The organism is Streptomyces sp. TBY4 (assembly GCF_024213195.1).
In the GTDB taxonomy this organism is placed as follows: Bacteria; Actinomycetota; Actinomycetes; order Streptomycetales; family Streptomycetaceae; genus Streptomyces.
Window position 1 is genome coordinate 396231 of the sequence record NZ_JANAVF010000002.1, and the last position, 21483, is coordinate 417713.

Sequence of the window (21483 nt, forward strand, 5' to 3'; positions counted from 1 at the left end):
CCGGCGCCGGTGACCGTTCAGCGGCCGCCGGCGACGCGCAGCACCGTACCCGTCGTGTACGCGGCGTCCGCGGACAGCAGCCAGGCGATGGCCGCGGCGACCTCCACCGGCTGGCCGGCCCGTCGGAGGGGGATCTCGGCGGCCGCGAGCGCCGGGCGGTCGGGGTCGCCCATGGCGGCGTGCATGTCGGTGTCGATGATGCCGGGGGCCACGGCGTTGACCCGGATCCCGTCCGGGCCCAGCTCCTTCGCGAGGCCCAGGGTCAGGGTGTCGGTGGCGGCCTTGGTGGCGGCGTAGTGGACGTAGCGGCCGGGGCTGCCGAGGGTGGCGGCCGCGGAGGAGACGTTGACGATGGCTCCGCCGCCGGACTCGGCCATGTCCCGGGCGGCGCGGCGGCAGCAGAGCAGGTACCCGAGGAGGTTGACGTCGAGCACGCGGCGCAGGTCCTCGACCTGGATGTCGGCGAGCCGGCCCGGGGTGCCGGTGACTCCGGCGTTGTTGACCAGTCCGGTCACCGCACCGAACTCGGCTCCGGCGATGTCGAAGAGCCGCTCCACGCCGCACTCCTCGGAGGTGTCGCCGCGTACGGTCACGCATCGGGCGCCGGCCTCCCGCACCCGCTCGGCGGTGGCCTCGGCGGCCGCGTCGTCGTGGAGGTAGCCGAGGACGAGATCGTGCCCGTCGGCGGCGAGCCGGACGCAGGTGGCGGCGCCGATTCCGCGACTGCCTCCGGTGACGATGGTGACCGGTCGACGTGACATGTGAGCCTCCTGTGTGACGCATTACCCCGTGTCGTGCCCACACCTGGGATCGCCGCAGAGTAACACCGGGATATGTGCTGGACCAGCGGAAATGGCGTACCGCAGAGTGCTGTCGGAGCGGCGGCTCCGGCCGATTCCGCCTACCGATCCGCCCCACCGATCCGCCCTACCGAGGAGCACCCCGATGTCGACCCTGCGGGTCACCGCCGAAGAGCTCGTAGTCCATCCGCACCCGAACGCCGACGCGCTGGAACTGGCGCAGGTCGGCCTCTACCGGGCAGTCGTGGCCAAAGACGCCTACCGGACGGGCGACTTCGCGCTCTACATCCCCGAACAGTCCGTCCTCCCCGCCGAGCTGATCGAGGAACTCGGACTGACCGGCCGCCTGGCCGGCTCCGCCGCCGACCGCGTCAAGGCCGTTCGGCTGCGCGGCGAACTGTCCCAGGGCCTCGTCTGCCTGCCGCGCGCCCTGCACGGCGTGGACCTCGCGCGGGCGGCCGAGGAGGGCACGGACTTCGCCGGACTGCTCGGCGTCCTCAAATGGGTCCCGCCCGTCCCGACGATCATGAGCGGCGACGTGGAGTCGGCCCCCGAGCTGCTCCCGTGGGTGGACATCGAGAACATCCAGCGCTACCCGGACATCTTCGAGCCCGGCGAGCGGGTCGTCCTCACCGAGAAACTGCACGGCACCGCCTGCCTGTTGACCCATCTGGCCGAAGACGGTCGGGTCCTGGTCTCGTCGAAGGGCTTCGGATCCCGGGGGCTGGCCCTGCGGGAGGACGAGCGCAACCTCTACTGGCGGGCCGTACGCGGCCACGGGGTGCCCGAGGCCGCGGCCCGGCTGGCGGAACGGCTCGGGGCGACCCGGGTCGGGATCTTCGGCGAGGTGTACGGCAAGGGCGTCCAGGACCTGGCGTACGGAACCGACGTACGAAGCACGGCCGACGCGCCCCCGGGGTACGCCGTCTTCGACGTCTCGGCCGAGATCGACGGCCAGGTGCACTGGCTGGACCCGGCGGAGGTCCTCAAGGAGTCCGGACTCCCCCTGGCGCCCCGCCTGTACGAAGGCCCGTACGACCTCGACAAGGTCCTGGAGCGGGCGAGCGGCCGGGAAACGGTGTCCGGCCGGGCCGTGCACCTGCGCGAGGGCGTAGTCATCCGTCCCGCGACGGAGCGCCACAGCCCCGTCCTCGGAGGCCGGGCCATAGCGAAGGCGATCAGCCCGGCGTACCTGACGCGCAAGGGGGGCACGGAGTACGAGTGAGGCGGGGCGAGCAGCCATAGCCCCCGGGCTAGCCTGGTCGGATGCTCCGATCCGACCCCCTCGCCCGCGCGCTCGACGCCCCGGCCGACCCGCCGCTGCGCCCGCTCCCGGAGGCCGTGGCCGCGCTGCTGCGCGAGTTGGCGGCGCCGCCCCGGCTGGCGGCGCACCTGCGGCTCGTGCACGACGTGGCGTACGCACTGACGGACTGGTTCGCCCGGTCCTGCCCGGAGCTGACCTTCGACCGCGAGGCCGTGCTCTTCGGCGCGGCCACGCACGACATCGGCAAGGTCGTGCACACGGCCGAACTCGAAGGCCCGGGGTCGGCGCACGAGCCGGCGGGGCGGGAGCTGCTCCTCGCGCACGGGTTCACCCCGGATCAGGCCCGCTTTGCCGCCACCCACGGCGCCTGGGAGGACCCGGCGGTGAGCCTTGAGGAGCTGCTGGTCAGCACTGCCGACAAGGTGTGGAAGGGCAAGCGGGTCGCAGGCCTGGAGGACCTGCTCATCGACCGTCTGCTACGGGCCTCCCCGCCAGGGGCCGAGCGCTGGGAGGTCTACCTCGCACTCGACCCGCTGCTCGCCGGGATCGCGGAAGGGGCAGACGCCCGCCTGGCCTTTCAGGCGGCCCACCCGGTCCGCGTCGGGCGAACCGGCTGAGATCGCGGCAGCTCCGGGGGGCGGTCGGGCGCTGAGGGTGGGCGGCTACAGTGCCGATATGGACGCAGCGAGCACGGCCACCGGTACCGGCACCGGGACGGCCGCCGGTACCGGAACGGCCCCGACCCTGGAGGACGTGGCCCGGGCCGCCGGTGTGTCCCGGGCCACGGTGTCCCGGGTGGTGAACGGGGTCCGCAATGTGGACCCCGCCATCCAGCAGGCGGTCCAGCAGGCTGTCGCCGCGACCGGATACGTGCCGAACCGCGCGGCCCGCTCCCTGGTGACCCGCCGCTCCGGCGCGGTGGCGCTGGTGGTCTCGGGCGCGGGGGCGGACACCGGCCGGGTGTTCCAGGACCCCTTCTTCGGGCGGGTGGTGAGCGGGGTCGTACGGGCCCTGCGCCCGCGCGGCGTGCATCCGGTGCTGCTGTTCGCCGACGGGGAGGCGGACCGCGCGCAGGTGGTCGCGTACCTCAGCCAGGGCGGTGCGGACGGAGCCCTGCTCGTCACCACCGACGGCCGCGACCCGCTGCCCGGCCTGCTCGCGCGGGCCGGGCTGCCCGCGGTGCTCTTCGCCCGTCCGGCACCGGAGATCCCGCTGGACTGGGTCGACCTGCGCCACCGCGAGGGCGGGGCGCTGGCCGCGCGGCACCTCCTCGCCCGGGGCTGCCGGCAGCTGGCCGCGATCGGCGGCCCGGCGGACGTCCCGGCGAGCCGGGACCGGGTGGAGGGCTTCCGGGAGGCGCTGGCCGGAACGCCGGTACGGGTGGCCGAGGCGGACTTCACGCTGGACGGCGGCGAGCAGGCGATGCGCGCCCTCCTCGCCGAACACCCGGACCTGGACGGAGTGTTCGCGGCGAACGACCTGATGGCCCAGGGTGCCTGCCTGGTGCTGCGCGAACACGGCCGGCGGATCCCCGAGGACGTGGCGGTGGTCGGCTTCGACGACTCCGGCGCGGCGGTGGCGGCGCGTCCCCGGCTGACGACGGTCCGTCAGCCGGTGGAGGAGATGGCGGCGGAGATGGTCCGCCTCCTCCTGGACCGCGTGGCCGGAGCGGCCGCGGCGGACCCGGCGGCCGTGCTCTTCGACCCGGAGCTGGTGGTCCGCGACTCGGCGTGAGCGCCCCGCGGCACGGCGAGCCCCCGGACCGGGCACGCTCAGCAGTCGAAGGCCCACCAGCAGATGGAATTGCGCAACCGCTGGTCGTCGAGGACCAGTTCGCGGATCGGCTCCGGGAGCTGCTCGCGCTGCCACAGGCATTCCCGCCGCCCCGCGCCCATCGCGTGGCCGCCCGCCGCGCGCGACTGCGTCATCGTGACCTCGCCCCGCACCCGCGCCCGGGCGTGCTCGATCGCCTCACGCGGCCGCCGGTCCTCGGGCCGGACCGCCTCGAAGAGGCCGAGGACGTGCTAGGCGCTCCTTCGGCGGGGCCGGCTCCCGGCAGCAGCCCCGGCACTCTACCCGCGTGCCGAACCGCCGCGGGTCCGGAGGGAGGTCTGCCAGCCCGGGGCCTCCGCCGCGGGCTCCGGGGGCGTGCGCCGGCCGCCCGTGGTGAAGAAGGCGGCCAGGGGGAGGGTGGCCGCGCCCACCGTGACCGCGTCCGGGCCCAGCGAGCCCATGTCGATGGTGACCCCGGCGGCCGGATGGCGCAGCGCGTAGCGCGTCGCGTGCTCCCGTACCGCCGGGAGGATGTGCGGACCCAGCATCAGGCCCGCCCAGCCGCCGATCAGGATCCGCTCCGGCCGGAAGAGGTTGATCACGTCCGACAGGCCCGCGCCCAGGTACTCCGCGGTCTCGTCGAGGACCTCGCGGGCGACCGCGTCCCCGCTGCCCGCCGCCGCCAGCAGCGCGGCCACGCCGTCCTCCTCGTCCCCGCCGGCGACCGCGTCCCCGCCGCCGCCCCGTTCCGCCCACCGTGCGAGGAGGGACTCCGCCCCCGTGTACGCCTCCAGGCAGCCCAGCGCCCCGCAGCGGCAGCGCCGCCCGCGCACCTGCACCGTGAGGTGGCCCCACTCCAGGGGCGCGCCCTCCGTGCCGGGCCCGTCCGGGGATCCGTCGGTGATCAGGCTCGCTCCGATGCCGGAGCCGAAGAGCACGACCACCGCGTCCCGGGCGCCGCGTCCCGCGCCGAACCACATCTCCGCCTGGCCGAGCGTGCGCGCCCCGTTGTCGATGAGGTACGGGACCCCGGGGGGTACGGCTCCCGTCGCGCGCAGCAGGGCCTCCAGCGGGACCGCGTCCCAGCCGATGGTCTGCCCGTGGACGACGGTCCCGCCGGGCGCGTCGCGGTCCACGATGCCGGGGACACCGATGCCGACCCCCAGCAGCCGGTCCGTGCCGACCCCGGCCCGCTCCAGGACGGTGGCGATCCCGCTCCGTACGTGGTCGACGATCGGGCCGACGTCGTAGCAGCCTCGCGGCTTCAACGGCAGCTCGGTGCGCGCCAGTTCGGTCAAGGTCAGGTCGAACAGCTCGACCCTGACCCGGGTTTCGCCGACATCGACGCCGATCAGGTGCGCGCTGCCGGGCGCCACGCGCAGCAGCGTACGCGGGCGGCCGCCGTCCGAATCGACGATGCCGGCCTCTTCCAGCAGTCCGTCCGCGACGAGTTCACCGACCACGTTGCTGACGGACCCCGAGCTCAGCCCGGTCGCGGGTCCCAGTTCCTGCCGGCTCATGGGCGCGCCGAAGTACAACTGCCGCAGCACGGCGCTGCGGTTGCCCGTTCGCAGGTCCCGCACCGTACGTCCACCGCGCCCCGCCGCCATCTGGCTCCTTCCGCCCTGACCTCCCTCGCAAGATACCCCGGCCGGTGGGGGTCCGGGCCCGATGCCGCCGCGCCGTACCCGCCGCTCCTCCCCGGGCGGGCGCGGGTCCTCGTGGTGGGATGGGGGCGGGGGCAAGCGACCGGCTCACGGAGAGGCGAGAAGGTATGTCCGAGGACCAAGAGGGCACGATGCGGGCGATGACGTACGACAGGTACGGCGGAGTGGAGGTGCTCTCCGAGACCCGGATCCCGGTGCCCAAGGTCGGACCCAGCGAGGTCCTCGTCCGGGTCCGCTGCGCCTCCGTCAACCCCGTCGACTGGAAGATCATGGCGGGCGGCCTCGACGGCCTCATGGACGTCGTGTACCCCGTCGTCCCGGGCTGGGACGTGGCCGGCACGGTCGAGTACGCGGGCATCGACACCCCCGAGTTCACCGCGGGCGACGAGGTCGTCGCCTATGCCCGCAAGGACTACGTCCACGGCGGCACCTTTGCCGAGTTCGTCACCGTGCCCGTACGGGCCCTCGCGCCCAAGCCCGTCTCCCTGACCTGGCAGCAGGCCGCGGGGCTGCCGCTGGCCGGCCTCACCGCCTACCAGCTGCTGACGCGCCTGGACACCGGCAAGGAGGACACCGTACTCGTGCACGGGGCCGCGGGCGGCGTCGGCTCCCTGGGCGTGCAGATCGCCCGGGCGCTCGGGGCCCGTGTCATCGGCACCGCCTCCGCGCGCAACCACGACCGGCTGCGGGAGCTGGGCTGCGAACCCGTCGAGTACGGGGACGGGCTCGCCGACCGGGTCCGCGCCCTGGCGCCCGACGGGGTCACCGTCGTCGCCGACTTTGTCGGGGGAGTCCTCGACACGACCCTGGCTGTACTGGCCGAGGGCGGCCGGCACGCCTCCATCGCCGACCACACCGTCCTGGGCTCCGGGGGCCAGTGGATGTGGGTACGACCGGTCGGCGCCGACCTCGCCGAGCTGGGCCGGCTGGCCGACGCCGGGCAGCTCACCGTCACCGTCGCCGAGACCTTCCCGCTCGCGGAACTTCCGGCCGCCTTCGAGCTCAGCCGGGAGGGGCACACCGCCGGGAAGATCGTCCTGGAGGTCTGACAGAGGTGGAGTCGTGGCCCCGCCACCCCGGCGGTCAGCGCCGGGGCGGCAGGGCCGGGGGTGGTTACGGGAGGCGGCCGTCGGGGCCCAGCACGGTGCCGGCCTCCGGGTGGAACTGGTCGTAGCCGCGGTTGTTGCACTGCAGCCCGCCCTTGATGCAGTGCTCGACCATGGCGTTCAGGGTGCGCTCGTCCCACGCGTTGAAGAAGTCGTAGTGGAAGGAGTGGCCGGACCCGCTGGAGAGCCTGACCTGCGACATGTCACCGCTGACCGGGAAGGCCATCTTGAACTCGACCATCGGGACGGCGACCGGGTGGGAGGTGGGGCAGACGTTGTCGTTGTTGCCCGGCTTCGCGACCGGGTAGGCCATGTGGGCCTTGTGGTCCGGCGTGTCGAGGTTCTTGCCGTCCCAGCAACTGGGCGCCTGCATACGGATGTTGAGCTGGGTGCCGGCCGGGCAGTTGGCCGGGAACTCGGTGTTCTTGAAGCTGTCGCCGCACTCCCAGCCCTCGACCCAGCCCTTGTGCGAGCGGAACTCCGCGGCGGTCTGGGTCGGGCTGCCGACGAGGAAGCGCAGGCCCTTGGGGAAGGGGCGCACGCTCGTGTAGTCGGTGACCCCGGTCTTGTAGTAGATGACCTGGGGGCTGGTGGGCAGGATCTTCTGGTTGCCGTTGAAGAGCGTTGGCATCCAGTAGCCGGACAGGTCGCCGACCGCGGTACAGGCCGTGCCGCCGGCGCTCAGGGAGGCGGTGGTGCTGTTGGCGTCCGTGCCGGTGTTGCCCATGAAGGTGTGGTCGTGCGAAGCGCCGGGCCGGCCCGCGTACACGATCGGGTCGTCCGGTGCGGTCTTGGTGACCGAGCAGTTGGCCTGGAACTCGTGGAAGTACCGGTCCGGCGGGTTGTTCCAGGACGGGGTCACGCCGGTGACCTGCGGAACGGCCGGGATGTAGCCGTCGCCGTCGGGGTCGTCGCCCCCGGCGACCGCCGCCACGGCGGAGTGGTCCATGTTCATGTGGACGGCGCCGGAGTCCGGCGAGGCCTGTGCCGTGAGCGTGCCGGCGCCCAGGCCGGCGGCGGCCGTCACGGCGATGGCCGCCGAGACCAGGAATGCGGACAAGGTCCGCGGTCGCAGATGCATCGTTCAGCTCCTTGTAGAGGGAGGTGGGGGGGCGAGAGGGCGCCGGGTTGGGAGAGCGCTCTCTCGGATGGCCCGGAAAACGCGGGGCGGCCGGTGGCCGCCCCGCGAGCCGGGGGTCAGGGGTGGATCAGGGGAAGGAGACGACGGTCGAGGGGACGGTGGAGGTGCCGGAGGTCGGCGAGCCCGTGTTGTTGATGACGTGCTCGTACTGGCCGTTGCCGCCGAGGGAGACCACGAGGAGGTCGTGGAACTTCACGCCCGGCTTCACCGGGACCTGGAAACCGTGATCCTGACGGATCGTCGGGTCGACGTTGTAGTAGCAGTAGCTGCCCAGGCCCCAGCCCTCGTGCGTATTGACCGAGTCGGCGACCTTGTAGGCGGCGTAGCCCTTGATCGAACCGTTCTGGATCGCGGCCTGGTTGGGGGCGTCGTACGCCTTCTCGTTCTGGAAGAAGATCGTGCGGCCGCGCTCGCCGTTCCACTCCACGTCGTACTTGTTGAAGTGCTCGACGAACAGTCCGGTGGCCAGCACGTCGTCACCGTTGACGCGGAACCCGTAGTCGGAGCGGTTGGTCTCCCAGCCCACTCCGTCGCCGTGGTCGGCGCGCCAGATCCAGGTGTGGTCGACGATCGTGTCGTGGTTGTTGACGACCATGCCCACCGTGGCCTTGCCGGCGCCGGCGCCGCCGACGCGGATGAACACGTCCTGGACGGTGGTCGGGTTGGCCGCGTGGTCCGTGGTGGTGCCGGCCGGGCCGACCTCCAGCAGGGTGGGGGAGTTGACCTGGCCCGCGTCGATCAGGAAGCCGGCGAGCTTCACGCCGTCGACGTCGGCGACCTTCATCGCCGTCACCCCGTTGTCCGGGATGACGGTGGCGAGGCCGAGGCCCAGCACGACCGTGTCCGGGCGGTTGACCTGGATGGTCTGGTCGACGTGGTAGACGCCCGGGGTGAAGAGCAGGTGCAGGCCCTGGGCCAGTGCCTGGTTCATCGTCGCGGCGCTGGTGCCGGGCTTGACCACGTAGAACTGGCTCAGCGGGATCGAGGAGCCCTGCGGCGCCCCGTTGCCCCAGGAGGTGCCGCGCGCGTTGGTGCGCTTGGCGGGGACGAACACCTTGTACTCGGAGCCGTCGAGGTAGAGGAACGGCTTCTCGCGGGAGACCGGGGTGGTGTCGAGGGTGGTGTAGCGGGGCTCCGGGAAGCTCTGCGCGGGTGCGCCCTGGGTGCCGGAGAAGACCTGGTTCCAGACGCTGTTGGACCAGCCGCCGATGGAGCTGTCGCGGGTGTACCACTGCTGCTGCGAGTAGTTGCCGACCTGGCCGTCGATCTTCGAGTCGGCGATGTAGCCGCCCGAGGCCCAGCCGTAGCCGTTCGGGGCGAGGTTGAGGCCGCCCTTGATGTGCATCCGGCGGAAGGGCGCGGCCTGGGAGACGGCCCAGCGGTTGGTGCCGCTGACCGGGTTCAGCGCGAGGTTCTCGGCCGAACGCCAGAAGTTCTGGGTGGCGTTGCCGCCGAACCAGCCGGCGTCCACGGTCACGTCACCGTTGATGGTGGTGTCGTCGGGGTTCAGTCCGAGGCCGGAGATCGAGGTGTAGAAGCCGATCTGGGCGTTGAGGCCGTTGTAGGTGCCCGGCTTGAAGAGGAACTGGTAGCGCCCGGAGCCGAACTGCGCTGACTCCTGCTGGGTGAAGACCTCGTCCAGCTTGGCCTGGATGTTCGGGGTCGACGGATCGAAGACGATCACGTTGGGGCCGAGGTCGCCGCCGCCGGGGAGCGTCGGGCCGCCGCCGGCGGTGCCGTAGACCTGGAACTCCCAGAGGGAGTAGCCGTATCCGGTGGTGCGCTGGGTGCCGTAGACGCGGACGTAGCGGGCGGTGCCGGTGATGTCGTGGGTCTGGACGCCACCGGTGGCGTTGGCGGCGGAGTAGGCCGTGGACCAGTTGGTGCCGTCCGTGGACAGCTCGACGCGGTACGCCTTCGCGGCGGCGGTCTCCCAGCGCAGGACCACCTGGCTCAGCTGGGCGGAGGCGCCGAGGTCGACCTGTATCCACTGCGGGTCGGAGAACTGGCTGGACCAGCGGGTCCCGTTGTTGCCGTCGACGGCCGCGGAGGCGGGGGTGCCGGCTCCCTCGATGGAGGAGGCGGTGACGGCCTTGCCCTGGGAGAGGGGCGTGGGCGCGGCGGTCGCCGCGGTGCTCGGCAGGAGCACGAGGAGGGCCGCGACGAGCGCTCCGGCGAGCGTGGCCACGGTCAACCGGGACGGGCGCGAGGGGTGACGGGATCCCTGACGCGAAGGGTGGTGCGGGGGGTGGGGAGGGTGAGCGGAGAGGAGGGGCATGCGGGGCTACTCCTGACGTTGTGGATCCGGGGGGGATCGAAGCGTGAGTGAACTGCCCGGCGCCGGGGCCGTCAAGGGTTTGAGCGTTCATGAACTGAAGATCCAATGAGGTGTCAAACACGCATCAGGCCTGTGAACTTGGAGTTTCTTCAATCCTTGTGAAAAGTATTGACGAAAAAACTTTGCACGACTCTACTGAGGCTCTGACCGCTCCGTCCCGCCATGCCCGCTGCGGCGGGGCGGAGCTCTGGCCGGGAACCTTCGTCCTGTTCGGAGGATGCGGTCCGAAGGGTGGTTGGGCGCTCCCGTGCGTTCGTTACTTGTCGTCAGGGAAGGTCGGGGACGGCACCGCACTCCGCCCGGGCCACCTCGGTGCCGGGGAGCGTCGCCGACCAGGGTGCGGCGTGGGCCTCGAGGGTGCTCGCGTCCGGCGGCGTCGGGCCGAGGCCGATCGCGTAGCGGGCCAGGGTCGCGGTCCGCTCGAAGGGCCGGGGCCAGGCGTGGGCCTCCGTGCACCCGGCCTCCGCCAGGGCGCCGAGCAGCGCGCGCAGCCGTCCGCGGGTGCGGCCCAGGTTGTCCTCGAAGTCGCGGGGCCGGGGGCCGGTCACGGTGACCACGGCCCAGGCGGCGTGCCGGCGGTGCGGGGGCATGGCGTCGATCCCGGCGACAGTGGTGAGGGGCGCCCCGGGACTCTCCTCCAGTGCTTCCCACGTGGCGAACAGCTCCCGCGTCAGCAAGTCGGCGATGCCGGAGGTGACTTGAGCGGTGCAGCTGCGCACCGGCGCGGTGGGTGTCAGGACGGTCAGCACGGAAACGGGGCTGCCGGGGTCGGCCGCCGGCGCGGCCTGCGGCAGGTCCAGCCCCACCGGGGTGCGCCAGTCCCAGGCGGCCCAGGTGGCGAAGAAGGTGCGGAGCAGGGGGCCGGGGGAGAGGTCGGGGGCGGAGCGGACCGTCCGGGCGGCCAGTACGGACCAGGCGAGTCCGGGCAGGCCGCCGAAGGGCGCGGAGTCCAGCCCCCGGGACCGGGCCCAGGCCTTGACCTCGCGCGCCAGCCGGGCGAACGCCGCGTGCTCCGGGCCCGCGAACTCCCGTACCGCCTCGGCGTCGCTCACCGCACTCAGCGCCACCGCCGCGGCCTCGCCGAGCTCCCCCCGCCGGGCGACGGCCCGCTCCGGCGGCACGGCTCCGGTGGCGACCACCACCAGGTCCACGTCCAGCCCGGCGACGCTCAACCGCAGGCCCGGTACCCGCGCGCCGGTAACCTCACGGAGCCGCTCCGCCTCGGGCAGGGCCGCCGCGACCCGAGCCCGTACCCCCGCCAGGTCGACGGCGCCGGGCAGGGCGGCGACCAGGTCCAGATCCGCGCCCGGCAGCGCGCAGTCCATCCGGCGCGACCCGACCGCATGCACGCTCCCCTCGGCCAGGGCCACCGCGATCCGGGCCGCGACGGCCTCGGCCTGCGCGGAGTTCGTGGCGGCCCGACGGGGTGTCGTGGGGTGGGCGGGCTCGGGGCTCCAGCGGATTGCGCCCGTGCCGAGTTCCACCGTGGCGCGGATCCGCATGGGACCGTCGCCGCGGCGGGACAGGATCGCGAGGGAGTCCACGCGCGCCGACCGGGCGCCGCCGAGGCGGGCCGCGAACTCGCGTTCCGCGCGGCCGGGGTCGGAGCTGCGTCCCAGGGTGAGGTGGGGCGTGAACCCCTCGGCGCGGCCCCGGCAGCCGGGGAACCGAGCCGTCAGGGCGTTGCGGAGCTGCTGCCACGGGGCGTCACCGGCCGCCGCCGGATCCAGCCACAGGGTCGGGCCGAAGCTGTCCACGCCCTCGAGGCGCGCCGTGAACGGGGCTGTTTCCGCGGCCGCTTCGGAGAGGAGGGGCAGGGCCGCTTCGAAGGAGGACTCCGGGACGAAGCCGAAGAGCAGGTTCACGTGTGCGGGCCAGCGCTCCGCCTGCGGGTCGTGTGCGCGGCGCAGCGCCTCCACCGCCTCGTCCGGCGGCGCCGGCCAGGCCACCGCCGTCCGTGCGGTGGCGGGGACGTCCAGGACCGCGCGTCCGGAGTCGGCGCCCGGGGCGAAGTCCAGGGAGGCTTCGACCCCGTAGTGGTCGGAGATGAACAGCCCGTCGGCTGCCGGTGAGTCGCCGCGCAGCGCGGCCTGCGCCACACGAACTCCGGTGCACCGCAGCAGGATGCGGTCCAGGCGGGCTGCCCGGCCCGACAACGACCCGACCGCCGCCAGGGGATTGGCGACCGGATCGAAGGTCGGGGCCCCGTCGCCCGGCCCGTGCACCTCGGTCCACACGTCCCGCAGTCCCAGCACCGCGGCCGGACCGTCTGCCCCCGACCGGCCGTCGTTGAAGTCGCCGAGCAGGGCCACGTCGGCCGCCTCGATCCCGGACAGCCCTTCCGCGAGCTGCGCCAGTTCGGCCGTGCGGCGGTCCCCGCCCCGCTCGGTGTGATCACTCGTCAGATGCGTGGCCGCGACCACCAGTGGCCCGCCCGCCGTCTCCACGGTCACCGCGACGACCGCCTTGTGCGGCCCCAGTACGTGAACTCCGGCCTCCCGCACCGGCAGTCGGCTCAGCACCAGCAGCCCGCTCTCCGTCACGTCCCGGCCGCCCGGGTCGGCGGCGACCGTGTACCCGGACCGGACCCACGGTTCGGCGAGCAGCATGCGGAGCAGCTCGCGCTCCACTTCCTGGAGCGCGATCACATCGGCGTCGGCCGCCGCCAGGTCGGCCAGCAGGAGCGGCCTGCGCCGCTCGGTGGCGATGCGCGGGGCGTCGTACCGGTCCCAGAGGGTGTTCCAGGTCAACAAACGGATGGCGGAAGGGGGTTGGGGGCAGAGTGCGGCCTCCGGTGCGGCCCGCCACCCGCCGCCGCCGGACGGGTCCCATGCGTACGGGGTCCGTGCGGTGAAGAACGGCGCCCGCAGCAGCCTCGGATCGCGGACGCGTCCCGCCGAGGTGGTGTCGATGGTGTCGACACCCGTCGCCCGGTCCCACACCAGCTCGCCGTCGGCCTCCACGAACAGCACCCGGTGCCAGGGGATGTCGCCCCCGGGGACGAAGGACGGGAGGGACACCCGCTTGGGCGCGGCTCCGCGCTGCAGCAGTCCCAGCGTGAACCGGGCGGGATCGAAGCGGGGGTCCCAGCGGACCTGGTGGTAGAGCTCCTCGCTGGTACGCATCAGCCCTCCTCGCGGCTCGTCGCGCCGATCGTGCCCGCCGTGTCCCCGACGGTTCCGTCCGCCCCGATGTACCACGTACGGTGCGCCTCGCCGGGGTACGGCGGAGCGAACCGGCGCAGCTGCGAGGTGAGCACGGTCTCCGGCACCGGGTGCGCGCGCGTGGAGTTGCGGCGGATCAGCTCCGCCTCCTCGACCAGCAGCACGGCGTGGGTGACCAGCGCGTCCCGCCGCCGGGCGACCGCGCCGGCCAGCCCGCGCTGCTGGGCGGTCAGGGAGGTGGCGTCCCACACCACCGTGCCCCCGCGCCGCGCGGCCGAGGCGAGTGCGGAGTCCAGCCGGTCGAGGCCCTCGCGGAGCACGTCCGCGTTGTCCCGCTGATCCGCGCGCGAACCCCGGGCGCCGCGCAGGTCGTCGAGGCTGATGCAGGCCTCCACCCCGGGCAGGTTCCGGACGTAGGTGCTCTTTCCGCTGCCCGAGGGGCCGCAGAGCTGCACCAGCCGGGGGAAGGAAGTGCCGTCCCGCCACCGCCAGGTCGCCGCGACGGCTTCTTCGGGGCCGGTCAGTTTGCCCTGGCCGTAGGCGAGGCGGGCTTCGGCCCAGCAGCGGTCGGCGGCATCAAGGCTGTCGCTGTCACCGTCGCTGCCGTCGCCCATGCCGGCCTCGGCGAGGGCGGCTCGGAGCCCCGCCCGCAGCGGCTCCAGCGGCGCCGGCCCCATCAGCCCCGCCTCCTCGGCGTGCAGCGCGGACCACTCGACGCACTCGCGGGCCCCGCCGTCCCGCTCCCCGTCCCCGCCGAGTGCTCCCGCCAGCGCGTGCAGCACTCCCAGGTCGGCCGCCTCCGCCATCCGTACGAGCCCCGCCCGCCGTTCGGCGTCCGGGTACGGGAAGGGCCTGCGCAGCACCGGATGGAGCCCGGCCAGGTCCGCGACCCGGCGTGCGGTGGCCATCCCGAGCGGTCCGGCGGCCAGCCGTGACACGAGCGCGGCTCGCGGTACGCCGTGCAGGGCCGCCGCCAGGAGTCCGGACAACCGCTCCTCGCCGGACCGGCGCACGCTCAGGCCGTCGATGTGGTCCGCCACTTCGGCGACCGGTCCCTCGATTCCAGCCGCCTCGACGACCGTGTCCGCCCCCACCGCGCGGAGCAGCCCGGCCGCATCCGGATCCCCGCCGGACCGGGCGTCCCACAGGGCGGCCGCCGGACCGAGTCCGTTCGGCACCACCGGGGCGTACATCCAGTGCGTGTCCGTCCGCACGTGCCCGCCCCGCACCCATTTGGCCACGCACCGCCCGAAGTCGGCCCGCTCGAAGCCGGCCGCCGTGCGCACGACGTACCCCTCCTGCCGCTCCGTGTCGAGCCGGAGTCGCCGCAGGGCCCGCTCGTCGAAGACCCCGCGCCACAGGACGCGCGGTACCGGGACCCCGAGACCGTGCAGGAAGCGCACCGTACGGTCCCAGTCCAGGCAGTGGTCGCCGTCCCACACCGAGAACCCGTAGAACCAGGCGTCGAGTTCCTCGTACGCGAGCGAGTGCCGGGCGTAGAGGTTCTCCCCGCACACCCGCCGGCCGGCGGGGATTCCAGGGCCGATACGGCTCTGCAGGCCCTTCACCCAGGCGCGCGAGGGATGGTGCCCCGAATCGAGCGACCGCGCGTGCAGACCGTCGGAGTACAGGGTGGTGTTCTCGCCGTCGAGCTTCTCGGTGACCACCACCTCGCGCCCGGCGAAACCGGAAAGCATGCCGGGCCCGGTCGTGCGCACGTCGTCGGACGTCGCACCCGGTGACCAGGGCAGGTGCGGGGTCCGGGGGTAGTGCGTGCGCATGATCCGCTCCCTGCGGGCCGGGACTGGGGCCCGGCCACTCTAGGGAGGCGGAACCCGCCCGGACCAGCGATTATCGGCGAGCGGGGAGGGGCGGGGAGGGGGTCAGTACCCGACGGTGAACCGCTTGCCCCCGTGCGCGTCGCGCTCGATCTCGTCCAGCAGCGCGACCGCGAAGTCCTCCGTGGAGATCAGGCTGTTGCCGTCGTCGTCCACGACCAGGTCGTCGAGCCCCAGCCGGTACGTGCCCGTCCGCGAGCCGGGTTCGATGGTGGCGGCCGGACTGAGGCTGGTCCAGTGGACCTCGTCCACCGGGACGGTCCGCAGGAAGTCGAGGGCGTCCCCGTGGGCGTGCATGACGGCGAGCACCGGCGCCGGGATCCCCGCCTGGTCCCAGACCTTCGGTCCGCCGGGGGTGCGCAGGGAGCCCGCCCCGCCGACGGTGACCACGCGCGGCCGAGGCCCGTCCTCACCGAGGGACTGCACGCCGCCGATCAGGGCCTTCGCCGCGCCGACGAGGGTGCCGGGGTCCCCGGAGCCCGGACCGTACGCGCTGACCACCACGTCCTGGCCGGCCGCCGCCCGGCCCACGGAGGCGGGGTCGAGGACGTCGCCGCGGACGACGGTGACGTCGGCGGAGCTGGCTTCGGACTCGGCGAAGTGCGCGGGATCGCGTACGACGGCCGTGACCTCGTGTCCGCGTCCGAGTGCTTCGTGCATCACCCGGGATCCGATGGTGCCGGTCGCGCCGAAGAGGGCGATCTTCGCCATGGCCACTCCTGGAGGTGGGGGCTGGAGGGGCCCCGGTCGGGGTCCGCCGCGCCCATCCAAGCGAATCCCGCCGCCCGCACCCGGCAGCGCCACGCGGTCAGGGCGACGCAGAGCACCACGCGGTCAGCGGCACAGCGCGACGATGGCCGGGTCCACCCTGCCCCGGGCCGCCGCGCACAGCGGCGCCATGTCGTACGTACGGTTCGGCGCGGGCCGGGTGCCACGGGACTTCGCGGCGGGCGCCGCCGGCTTCTTCGGCTTCTTCGGCTTCTTCGGCGCGGCCCGCCGGGGCCGCTCCGGCCGGTGCCGCGGCGCGGCGGCCTTCACCCGGCTCCGCGCCCGGGCGGCGGGCGCAGCCGGCGGTGCGACCGCGGCCGGCGGCACGGGAGCCGAGGCACCCCCCGGCACCGGACCGGCATCCTGCGCGACCTCGGGCAGCGTGCCCAGCGGCCAGGCCTCGCCGACCTCGCCCGCCGCTCCCGGCAGGCCCGTCGGCAGCTCCGGCGGCAGTTCGGTCCGTACCTCGGTCAGCGCGCCGGGCCGTACGCCCTGCCGCCCGCCGGTCGGCGGCTCCGTAGCCGCCGACCGTGCTCCGGCCCCCGGCCCGGGCGGGCCCACGGTCACACATCCGGTCACACACCCGGCCGCCAAGGCCAGCGCGAAGATGATCAGGGGCACCCGAGGTCCCCGGCGCGACTCCATCCGCCCACCCTGCCCGACGAAGGCCGCCGCCCCCGCACGCGCTCACCCGCACGGGTGGTCCGGATCCCTCGACGGGAGGCCTCAGCCGCAGGTCACGCTGTCCCTCGGCGTGTAACGGGTCTTCATCGTCTCGCGCTTGACCTCCTGCCCGCCCTTCACGAACACCCGGTCGACGGCGACGTCGAAGCCCTCCAGCGGGGACTGCGGTTCGCACTTGGGGCCGGTGTCCGTGCGGGTGGCGGGCGGCTTGACGTTCGTCCGCGGGCCCTTGACCGCGCGGATCTCGTCGTACTGCTTCGTTCCCAGGAAGGTGATGGTGATGGAGGTGTCGGTCGCCTCCGCCTGGATGTAGAGGGCCTTGCCCGAGTCGTTGGCGAAGCGCAGGTCGAGGCTGCCCCACGCCACGGTGGCCTCGCGGCCCTCCGGATAGCGCTCGATGTAGAAGGAGTGCGCCCCGTACTCGACGGGCTTGATCCCGGAGAAGAACATCGCGTTGAAGACCGTGGTGGCCACCGCCGACACGCCGCCGCCCGAGGCCTTCTCGTACTGGCCGTTGTTGATGATCAGGCCGTCGACGAAACCGTTCTCCTTCGTGCGCTCGCCGACGCGGCGGTTGAAGCTCCACGTCTCGTCGGGCAGCACGAGCGAGCCGTTGATCAGCTCCGCGGCCCGCCCGATGTTCGTCGTGCGGTACGGGGCCTTCTCGAAGTCGACGGTGAAGGAGGACACCTCCTCCTTGATGCCCAGCTGCCCGACGGTGTTGGCCGTCAGCTTCGGCTGGACCTCCTCGGTCGGGACCTCGCCCGTGCGCTCCGCCGCGCCCGCCCGCGTCAGCAGCGGCAGCACGGCGGCGGACAGGCCCTCCTCGGCGACCCGGCGTCCGGCCCGGCCCTCCTCGGTGACGGAGACCGCGCCGGCGGAGTCCGTACGCAGCTTCGCCTCGACAGGGCCGGGCGTTGCCTGCCGCAGCAGGCCGGCCAGCTCCGGGTCGGCGAGCAGGGCCTTGGCGTCGAGGCCGGGCGCGAGGCGGCCCTGGCCGTCGTCCTTGAGGGTGAGGTGCTTGGCGAGGACGGCCGGGCCGACGGGTATGCGCTTGCCCGCCACGGTCAGGGTCACCGGGGCCGACACCGCGGGTTCGGCGAACTCCTTCAGCGCCCGCTCCGTCTCCTGCTGCCCGATCCGGGGCTCCGTGCTCCGGACGGGGAGCACGACGGGCCCGTCGGCGGGCCGGGTCCAGGCGGACCGGAGCACCCCGAGGGAGCCGTCGACGTCGAGGTCGGTACCGGTGACCGGGGCCACCGCCCTGGCCTTGCCCTTCTCGAAGGAGACCGAGCCCTCCCGGGCCTCCACCCGCGTCTTCGCACCGATCCCGCCCAGGGCGGAGCGGGCCGCCTTCTCGTCGAGCCGGACCACGGGCTGCACGTCGGGATCGCCGGAGGAGAACAGCCGGCCGATCACACTGACGGGGTCGGAACCGGAGCGGGCCGCCCGGTCGGCGGTGGCGCCGGTGTCCAGGGACAGGCCGAGGGTCGCCGGCTGCGCCTGCTCGGTCCGCTCCCCGATCCGCAGGGCCAGCGGGGAGGCGGCGGACGGGCCGAGCGCACGGTTCAGGGTCTGCCGGGCCTCGGCCCGGCTCATCCCGCCTATGTCGACACCGCGCACCTTCGTGCCGGCGGCTATGTCGTCGCCCGCCAGCAGCAGGCCCGCGGCGTACAGCCCGCCGAAGCCGAGGACCGCGACGCCGCCGGCCACGCTGGCCACACCCGGGACGGTCCACCGTTTGCCGGGGGCCGACGGGGTGCCCGTACGGGGTGCGCGTCGCATGGGTGGGTTCCTCCTCGGGCCGGTGACGTGGTCGGACCGGCGGTTTTCATGCCGCCAGTCCGCCCCGGGAACGTAGCAAGATCCGTGTAACCAGGTAATAAGGAGGTATAGGGGTGGCAAAGAGGAACGAGTGGATCTCCGTAACCAGGCGACCGCCCGCGCTGTTGCACAGCCCGCGGGCCCACCCGTGCGGAACGCCCCGGCGGGGCCCGCGCGATGGCCGCGCCCGGCCCGGACGACGGGGCCGCGCGGCGCCCGTGATGCCCGCGCGGTGCCCCTACGGTGAATGGAGTCCGATGCCGCAGCTGACCGACGAGGACGTGACGCAGGACACGGGCGCCGCCCCGCGCCAGGACCCGCCCCAGGCCGCGTCCCCGCCCCAGGACCCGCCTCCGCGCCCGGGCACGTGGATGACCCCCGAGGAGTACGGGGCCTCCCGCGCCACCCTCTGGACGGGCGCCGTCGTGCTCGTCACCGATGCCGACGGGCGGGTCCTCGTCCAGAGCGTCGACTACCGGCCCGACCGCCTCCTGCCCGGCGGCGCCGTGGACGCCGGCGAGGCACCGGCCGCGGCGGCCGCCCGCGAGATGTACGAGGAGCTCGGCGTCGAGGACCGCTACCCGCGCGGCCTCGCCGTCGACTGGATCCCGGCCGACGCGCCCGGCATGCCGTCCGGGATGGGGTTCCCCGGCGAGATCCTGCACGTCTTCGACGGCGGCACCTGGGCCCGGGAGCGCATCGACTCCGTCCGCCTCCCCGCACAGGAGATCACCGGCATCCACTTCGCCGAGCCGGCCGACCTGCCCGCCCTGATGGACGCGGGCGACGCCCGCCGCGCCCTGTCCGCGCTGCGGGCCCGGATCAACGGCGGCGGCGCCGCCCTGCTGGAGGACGGCCGCCCCACCAGCCCCACCGCCCTGGACCGGCTCGGTGTCCTGCGCGGCCGCCGCGTCCCGCTGCACGGCACCTGGCACTCCGGTCCCGCGCCCGCGCACCTGACGCCGCACGACCCCGCCGGCTGGCTCTTCGCCCCCGACGGGCGCGTCCTGCTGCTCATCGCCCGCGCCACCGGCGCCGCCCACCTGCCGCCCCCGACGGCGGGCCGCACCACGGGCGCGCTCGCGCTCGGGTACCGGTACGCCGACCAGGGCGCCCATCCGCGCACCGCGGCCCGGCTCACGGCGCTGCCCCCGGGCCAGGACCCGGCGTACGCCCGGCTGCTGGCCACCCCCGAACAGGTCCGCGAGCTCAGCGACTGGGGCCCGGCCGGCCACGAGGAACTCGCCGCCGTCCACGCCGCCCGCGCCCTGCTCGCCCTCCCCGCGCCGCCCCGCACCCCACCCGTGGAACTCCCTGCCGAGGGCTGCCACTGGTGAGCGCGGAACGGCTCAATCCCCGCCCGGCGGGCCCCGGTCCCGCAGCATGAGGGGATGAGCGAGACTGCGATCACCTACACCGTCTACGTCCAGGCCGACCCCGAGCGGGTGTGGCAGGCCCTGACCGAGCCCGCGTTCACCCGCCGCTACTGGGGGCTCGACTTCGAGACCGACTGGCGCGTGGGCTCGACGATGGACTGGGTGGAGCGCGGGGCGCGGACCAGCGATCCGGAGCAGGTGGTGCTGGAATGCGTACCGAACCGGCTGCTCTCCTACACCTGGCACACCTTCACACCGCAGTGGGCCGCCTCGGCGGGCATCGGCGAGGAGCTGCGCGCCGAGCTGGCCCGCGAGCGGCGCACGAAGGTGACGTACGAGATCGAGCCGGTCGGTGACACGCTCGCCCGGCTGACCATCCTCCACGAGGGCTTCGAACCGGGCGGCACCCTCATCGGCATGTGCGGGCGGGCCTGGCCGATGCTCGCGTCCAGTCTCAAGACCCTGCTGGAGACAGGCGCCCCGCTCCCGGAGGAGGGGCACGCGAACGAACAGGGTTCCGGCGGCTACGAGGCCCACGACCGGCGGGCCTGAAGCGGCCGCCGGGGCCCGCCGGGTCCCGCCGGGCCCGACCGGGTCCGGTCAGGTACGGGAGGGGACGATGCAGCGCAGCGGGCCGGCGGGGATGTCGGTGGTCTCGTCGTACGGGTCGACCACTGGCCACGGCCGGTCGGCGGCCTTCGCCTCCTTCGAGAAGTAGGGGTGGACGAAGCCGTCGACCGTGCCGCAGTCGTGGTTGCCGAGCTGCCGGCGGTAGTCGGCCGGGACCAGCTTCCCGGCCGTCACCCCGGAGGACCCGGCCGGAGCGTAGAGCAGGACCAGCTGTCTGCGGACGACGACCCGTGCCACCTCCTCCGTGTCGGGCGCCGGCCCCGGCTCGGAGGCCGGCGCCGCGCGCTGCAGGGCGTAGACGAAGGTGTAGTCGGCGTTGATCCGCAGCTGTCCGGGGACCCCGCCGGGTTCGAAGGACATCGCGCCGCGCACCCGGACGCCCTCCTCGGCCACGGTGAGCTCGGCGGGGTTGAAGCGCGTGAACATCTCGGTGGGGTCGCCGTCCGGGAGGCCGGGGGCGCGCAGGTGCTCCGCCAGCCGGTCCCGTGCGGGCTGCTGCGGATCGAGCAGCTCCAGGGCCCGGGCGGGATGTCCGCCCCGGAGCACCTCCGGATCCAGATTGGCCGCGACCACGAATTCCCGTGCCCGGCTCAGCCCCTCCGCGACCTGCTGCCGGGACAGGGAGCCGACCGCCGCGGGAGCGGGCAGCGGGAGCTCCTGCGCGCCGGTCGCCCAGCCGCGGGCCGGCGAGCCGCGCAGCGGCAGGTTGGTCGTCGCCGGCCAGGCGTCGGGCCACAGCTGCTCCTCGAGCGCGGCGGCGGCGAACGGCTCGTCAGCGGGCCGCGCCCCGGTGTTGGTCACCAGCCAGGTGGCGAGGCCGGCCAGCGCGAGGGCGGCGGCGGCTCCGACGGACGCGCGCCGCCTGCGCCGCCTGCGCCGGTCCGCGCGGAAGGCCTCCTCGCGGTCCGGGTTCCGCGCTTCTGTCCGCAGCCGCGCGATGTAGTCCACCGGATCCGACATGCTCGGCCCCCGCCCTCGTCCGTCGTTCCGGCCATCCCACAGGCGGTCGCGCAGGTGGCACAAGACATCCCATGATCACGTAATGTTCCTGTGACCTGCCTGGACGAGGGGCCCCGAGGTGTGCATGGCCGTGCGGCCGGGTCCCTGGCG

16 protein-coding genes and 1 pseudogene are annotated in these 21483 nt (G+C 74.1%); 6 read left to right on the plus strand and 11 right to left on the minus strand.

Going from position 1 to position 21483, the window contains the following annotated elements; translation table 11 throughout:
• Positions 1 to 17: 17 nt before the first annotated feature.
• Positions 18 to 761: an SDR family NAD(P)-dependent oxidoreductase gene (locus NLX94_RS06115; RefSeq protein WP_254381558.1), complete on the minus strand. Its 744-nt coding sequence runs from the start codon at positions 759 to 761 to the stop codon at positions 18 to 20.
• 184 nt (positions 762 to 945) lie between these two features.
• Here NLX94_RS06115 and NLX94_RS06120 point away from each other — a divergent pair, with 184 nt between their 5' ends.
• Genes NLX94_RS06120 through NLX94_RS06130 form a run of 3 tightly spaced genes read left to right on the plus strand, consistent with a single transcriptional unit; the run spans position 946 to position 3798 of the window.
• Complete coding sequence (locus NLX94_RS06120) at positions 946 to 2025, plus strand: RNA ligase (ATP) (protein WP_254381559.1); 1080 nt, start codon at positions 946 to 948, stop codon at positions 2023 to 2025.
• A 41-nt stretch (positions 2026 to 2066) separates the two neighbouring features.
• Positions 2067 to 2681, plus strand: a complete 615-nt coding sequence (locus NLX94_RS06125; protein WP_254381560.1) for an HD domain-containing protein — start codon at positions 2067 to 2069, stop codon at positions 2679 to 2681.
• Between the two features lie 58 nt (positions 2682 to 2739).
• Positions 2740 to 3798, plus strand: coding sequence for a LacI family DNA-binding transcriptional regulator (locus tag NLX94_RS06130; RefSeq protein ID WP_254381561.1), 1059 nt, complete (start codon positions 2740 to 2742; stop codon positions 3796 to 3798).
• A 38-nt stretch (positions 3799 to 3836) separates the two neighbouring features.
• On the opposite strand, the pseudogene NLX94_RS06135 reads toward NLX94_RS06130, so the two are convergent.
• Together NLX94_RS06135 and NLX94_RS06140 are read right to left on the minus strand one after the other, a co-directional pair.
• Positions 3837 to 4076: pseudogene (locus NLX94_RS06135) on the minus strand (putative immunity protein); the annotation flags it as partial.
• A gap of 60 nt (positions 4077 to 4136) precedes the next feature.
• Complete coding sequence (locus tag NLX94_RS06140; RefSeq protein WP_254381563.1) at positions 4137 to 5447, minus strand: ROK family transcriptional regulator; 1311 nt, start codon at positions 5445 to 5447, stop codon at positions 4137 to 4139.
• A gap of 188 nt (positions 5448 to 5635) precedes the next feature.
• Between NLX94_RS06140 and NLX94_RS06145 the strand changes: the two genes are divergently transcribed.
• Positions 5636 to 6553 carry an NADP-dependent oxidoreductase gene (locus NLX94_RS06145; protein WP_254381871.1) on the plus strand — a complete coding sequence of 306 codons (918 nt, stop codon included), beginning with the start codon at positions 5636 to 5638 and terminating at the stop codon, positions 6551 to 6553.
• A 64-nt stretch (positions 6554 to 6617) separates the two neighbouring features.
• Here the strand turns inward: NLX94_RS06145 and NLX94_RS06150 are convergent, their stop codons facing one another.
• From NLX94_RS06150 to NLX94_RS06180, 7 genes are all read right to left on the minus strand, one after another.
• A complete protein-coding gene (locus NLX94_RS06150; RefSeq protein WP_254381564.1) occupies positions 6618 to 7691 on the minus strand; it encodes a DUF1996 domain-containing protein in 1074 nt (357 codons plus the stop codon).
• Between the two features lie 127 nt (positions 7692 to 7818).
• Complete coding sequence (locus NLX94_RS06155; RefSeq protein ID WP_254381565.1) at positions 7819 to 10029, minus strand: discoidin domain-containing protein; 2211 nt, start codon at positions 10027 to 10029, stop codon at positions 7819 to 7821.
• A 326-nt stretch (positions 10030 to 10355) separates the two neighbouring features.
• The gene (locus tag NLX94_RS06160) at positions 10356 to 13214 is read right to left on the minus strand and encodes a poly(A) polymerase (RefSeq protein WP_254381566.1); all 2859 of its coding nucleotides are present in this window, start codon (positions 13212 to 13214) and stop codon (positions 10356 to 10358) included.
• The gene (locus NLX94_RS06165) at positions 13214 to 15034 is read right to left on the minus strand and encodes an RNA ligase family protein (RefSeq protein WP_254381567.1); all 1821 of its coding nucleotides are present in this window, start codon (positions 15032 to 15034) and stop codon (positions 13214 to 13216) included. The genes NLX94_RS06160 and NLX94_RS06165 overlap by 1 nt, the downstream gene beginning before the upstream one ends.
• Before the next feature lie 102 nt (positions 15035 to 15136).
• A complete protein-coding gene (locus NLX94_RS06170) occupies positions 15137 to 15802 on the minus strand; it encodes an NAD(P)-dependent oxidoreductase (protein WP_254381568.1) in 666 nt (221 codons plus the stop codon).
• Positions 15803 to 15925: 123 nt separating this feature from the next.
• The gene (locus NLX94_RS06175) at positions 15926 to 16480 is read right to left on the minus strand and encodes a hypothetical protein (protein WP_254381569.1); all 555 of its coding nucleotides are present in this window, start codon (positions 16478 to 16480) and stop codon (positions 15926 to 15928) included.
• Positions 16481 to 16585: 105 nt separating this feature from the next.
• Positions 16586 to 18328 (minus strand): VanW family protein, encoded by a 1743-nt coding sequence (locus tag NLX94_RS06180; protein WP_254381570.1) that lies wholly within the window; start codon positions 18326 to 18328, stop codon positions 16586 to 16588.
• Between the two features lie 296 nt (positions 18329 to 18624).
• On the opposite strand from NLX94_RS06180, the gene NLX94_RS06185 reads away from it, so the two are divergent.
• Together NLX94_RS06185 and NLX94_RS06190 are read left to right on the plus strand one after the other, a co-directional pair.
• Positions 18625 to 19704, plus strand: a complete 1080-nt coding sequence (locus tag NLX94_RS06185) for an NUDIX domain-containing protein (protein ID WP_254381571.1) — start codon at positions 18625 to 18627, stop codon at positions 19702 to 19704.
• A gap of 54 nt (positions 19705 to 19758) precedes the next feature.
• Entirely contained in the window at positions 19759 to 20295 is a 537-nt protein-coding gene (locus NLX94_RS06190) for an SRPBCC family protein (protein WP_254381572.1), read from the plus strand.
• Positions 20296 to 20343: 48 nt separating this feature from the next.
• Here the strand turns inward: NLX94_RS06190 and NLX94_RS06195 are convergent, their stop codons facing one another.
• The gene (locus NLX94_RS06195) at positions 20344 to 21333 is read right to left on the minus strand and encodes a hypothetical protein (protein WP_254381573.1); all 990 of its coding nucleotides are present in this window, start codon (positions 21331 to 21333) and stop codon (positions 20344 to 20346) included.
• Between the last annotated feature and the right edge of the window lie 150 nt (positions 21334 to 21483).

Coding starts and splice junctions, on each gene's coding strand:
- NLX94_RS06195 (WP_254381573.1), bottom strand. CDS start 21,333: ATGTCGGATCCGGTGGACTACATCGCGCGGCTGCGGACAGAAGCGCGG.
- NLX94_RS06180 (WP_254381570.1), bottom strand. CDS start 18,328: ATGCGACGCGCACCCCGTACGGGCACCCCGTCGGCCCCCGGCAAACGG.
- NLX94_RS06190 (WP_254381572.1), top strand. CDS start 19,759: ATGAGCGAGACTGCGATCACCTACACCGTCTACGTCCAGGCCGACCCC.
- NLX94_RS06130 (WP_254381561.1), top strand. CDS start 2,740: ATGGACGCAGCGAGCACGGCCACCGGTACCGGCACCGGGACGGCCGCC.
- NLX94_RS06155 (WP_254381565.1), bottom strand. CDS start 10,029: ATGCCCCTCCTCTCCGCTCACCCTCCCCACCCCCCGCACCACCCTTCG.
- NLX94_RS06170 (WP_254381568.1), bottom strand. CDS start 15,802: ATGGCGAAGATCGCCCTCTTCGGCGCGACCGGCACCATCGGATCCCGG.
- NLX94_RS06150 (WP_254381564.1), bottom strand. CDS start 7,691: ATGCATCTGCGACCGCGGACCTTGTCCGCATTCCTGGTCTCGGCGGCC.
- NLX94_RS06160 (WP_254381566.1), bottom strand. CDS start 13,214: ATGCGTACCAGCGAGGAGCTCTACCACCAGGTCCGCTGGGACCCCCGC.
- NLX94_RS06120 (WP_254381559.1), top strand. CDS start 946: ATGTCGACCCTGCGGGTCACCGCCGAAGAGCTCGTAGTCCATCCGCAC.
- NLX94_RS06140 (WP_254381563.1), bottom strand. CDS start 5,447: ATGGCGGCGGGGCGCGGTGGACGTACGGTGCGGGACCTGCGAACGGGC.
- NLX94_RS06165 (WP_254381567.1), bottom strand. CDS start 15,034: ATGCGCACGCACTACCCCCGGACCCCGCACCTGCCCTGGTCACCGGGT.
- NLX94_RS06145 (WP_254381871.1), top strand. CDS start 5,636: ATGCGGGCGATGACGTACGACAGGTACGGCGGAGTGGAGGTGCTCTCC.
- NLX94_RS06125 (WP_254381560.1), top strand. CDS start 2,067: ATGCTCCGATCCGACCCCCTCGCCCGCGCGCTCGACGCCCCGGCCGAC.
- NLX94_RS06115 (WP_254381558.1), bottom strand. CDS start 761: ATGTCACGTCGACCGGTCACCATCGTCACCGGAGGCAGTCGCGGAATC.
- NLX94_RS06185 (WP_254381571.1), top strand. CDS start 18,625: ATGCCGCAGCTGACCGACGAGGACGTGACGCAGGACACGGGCGCCGCC.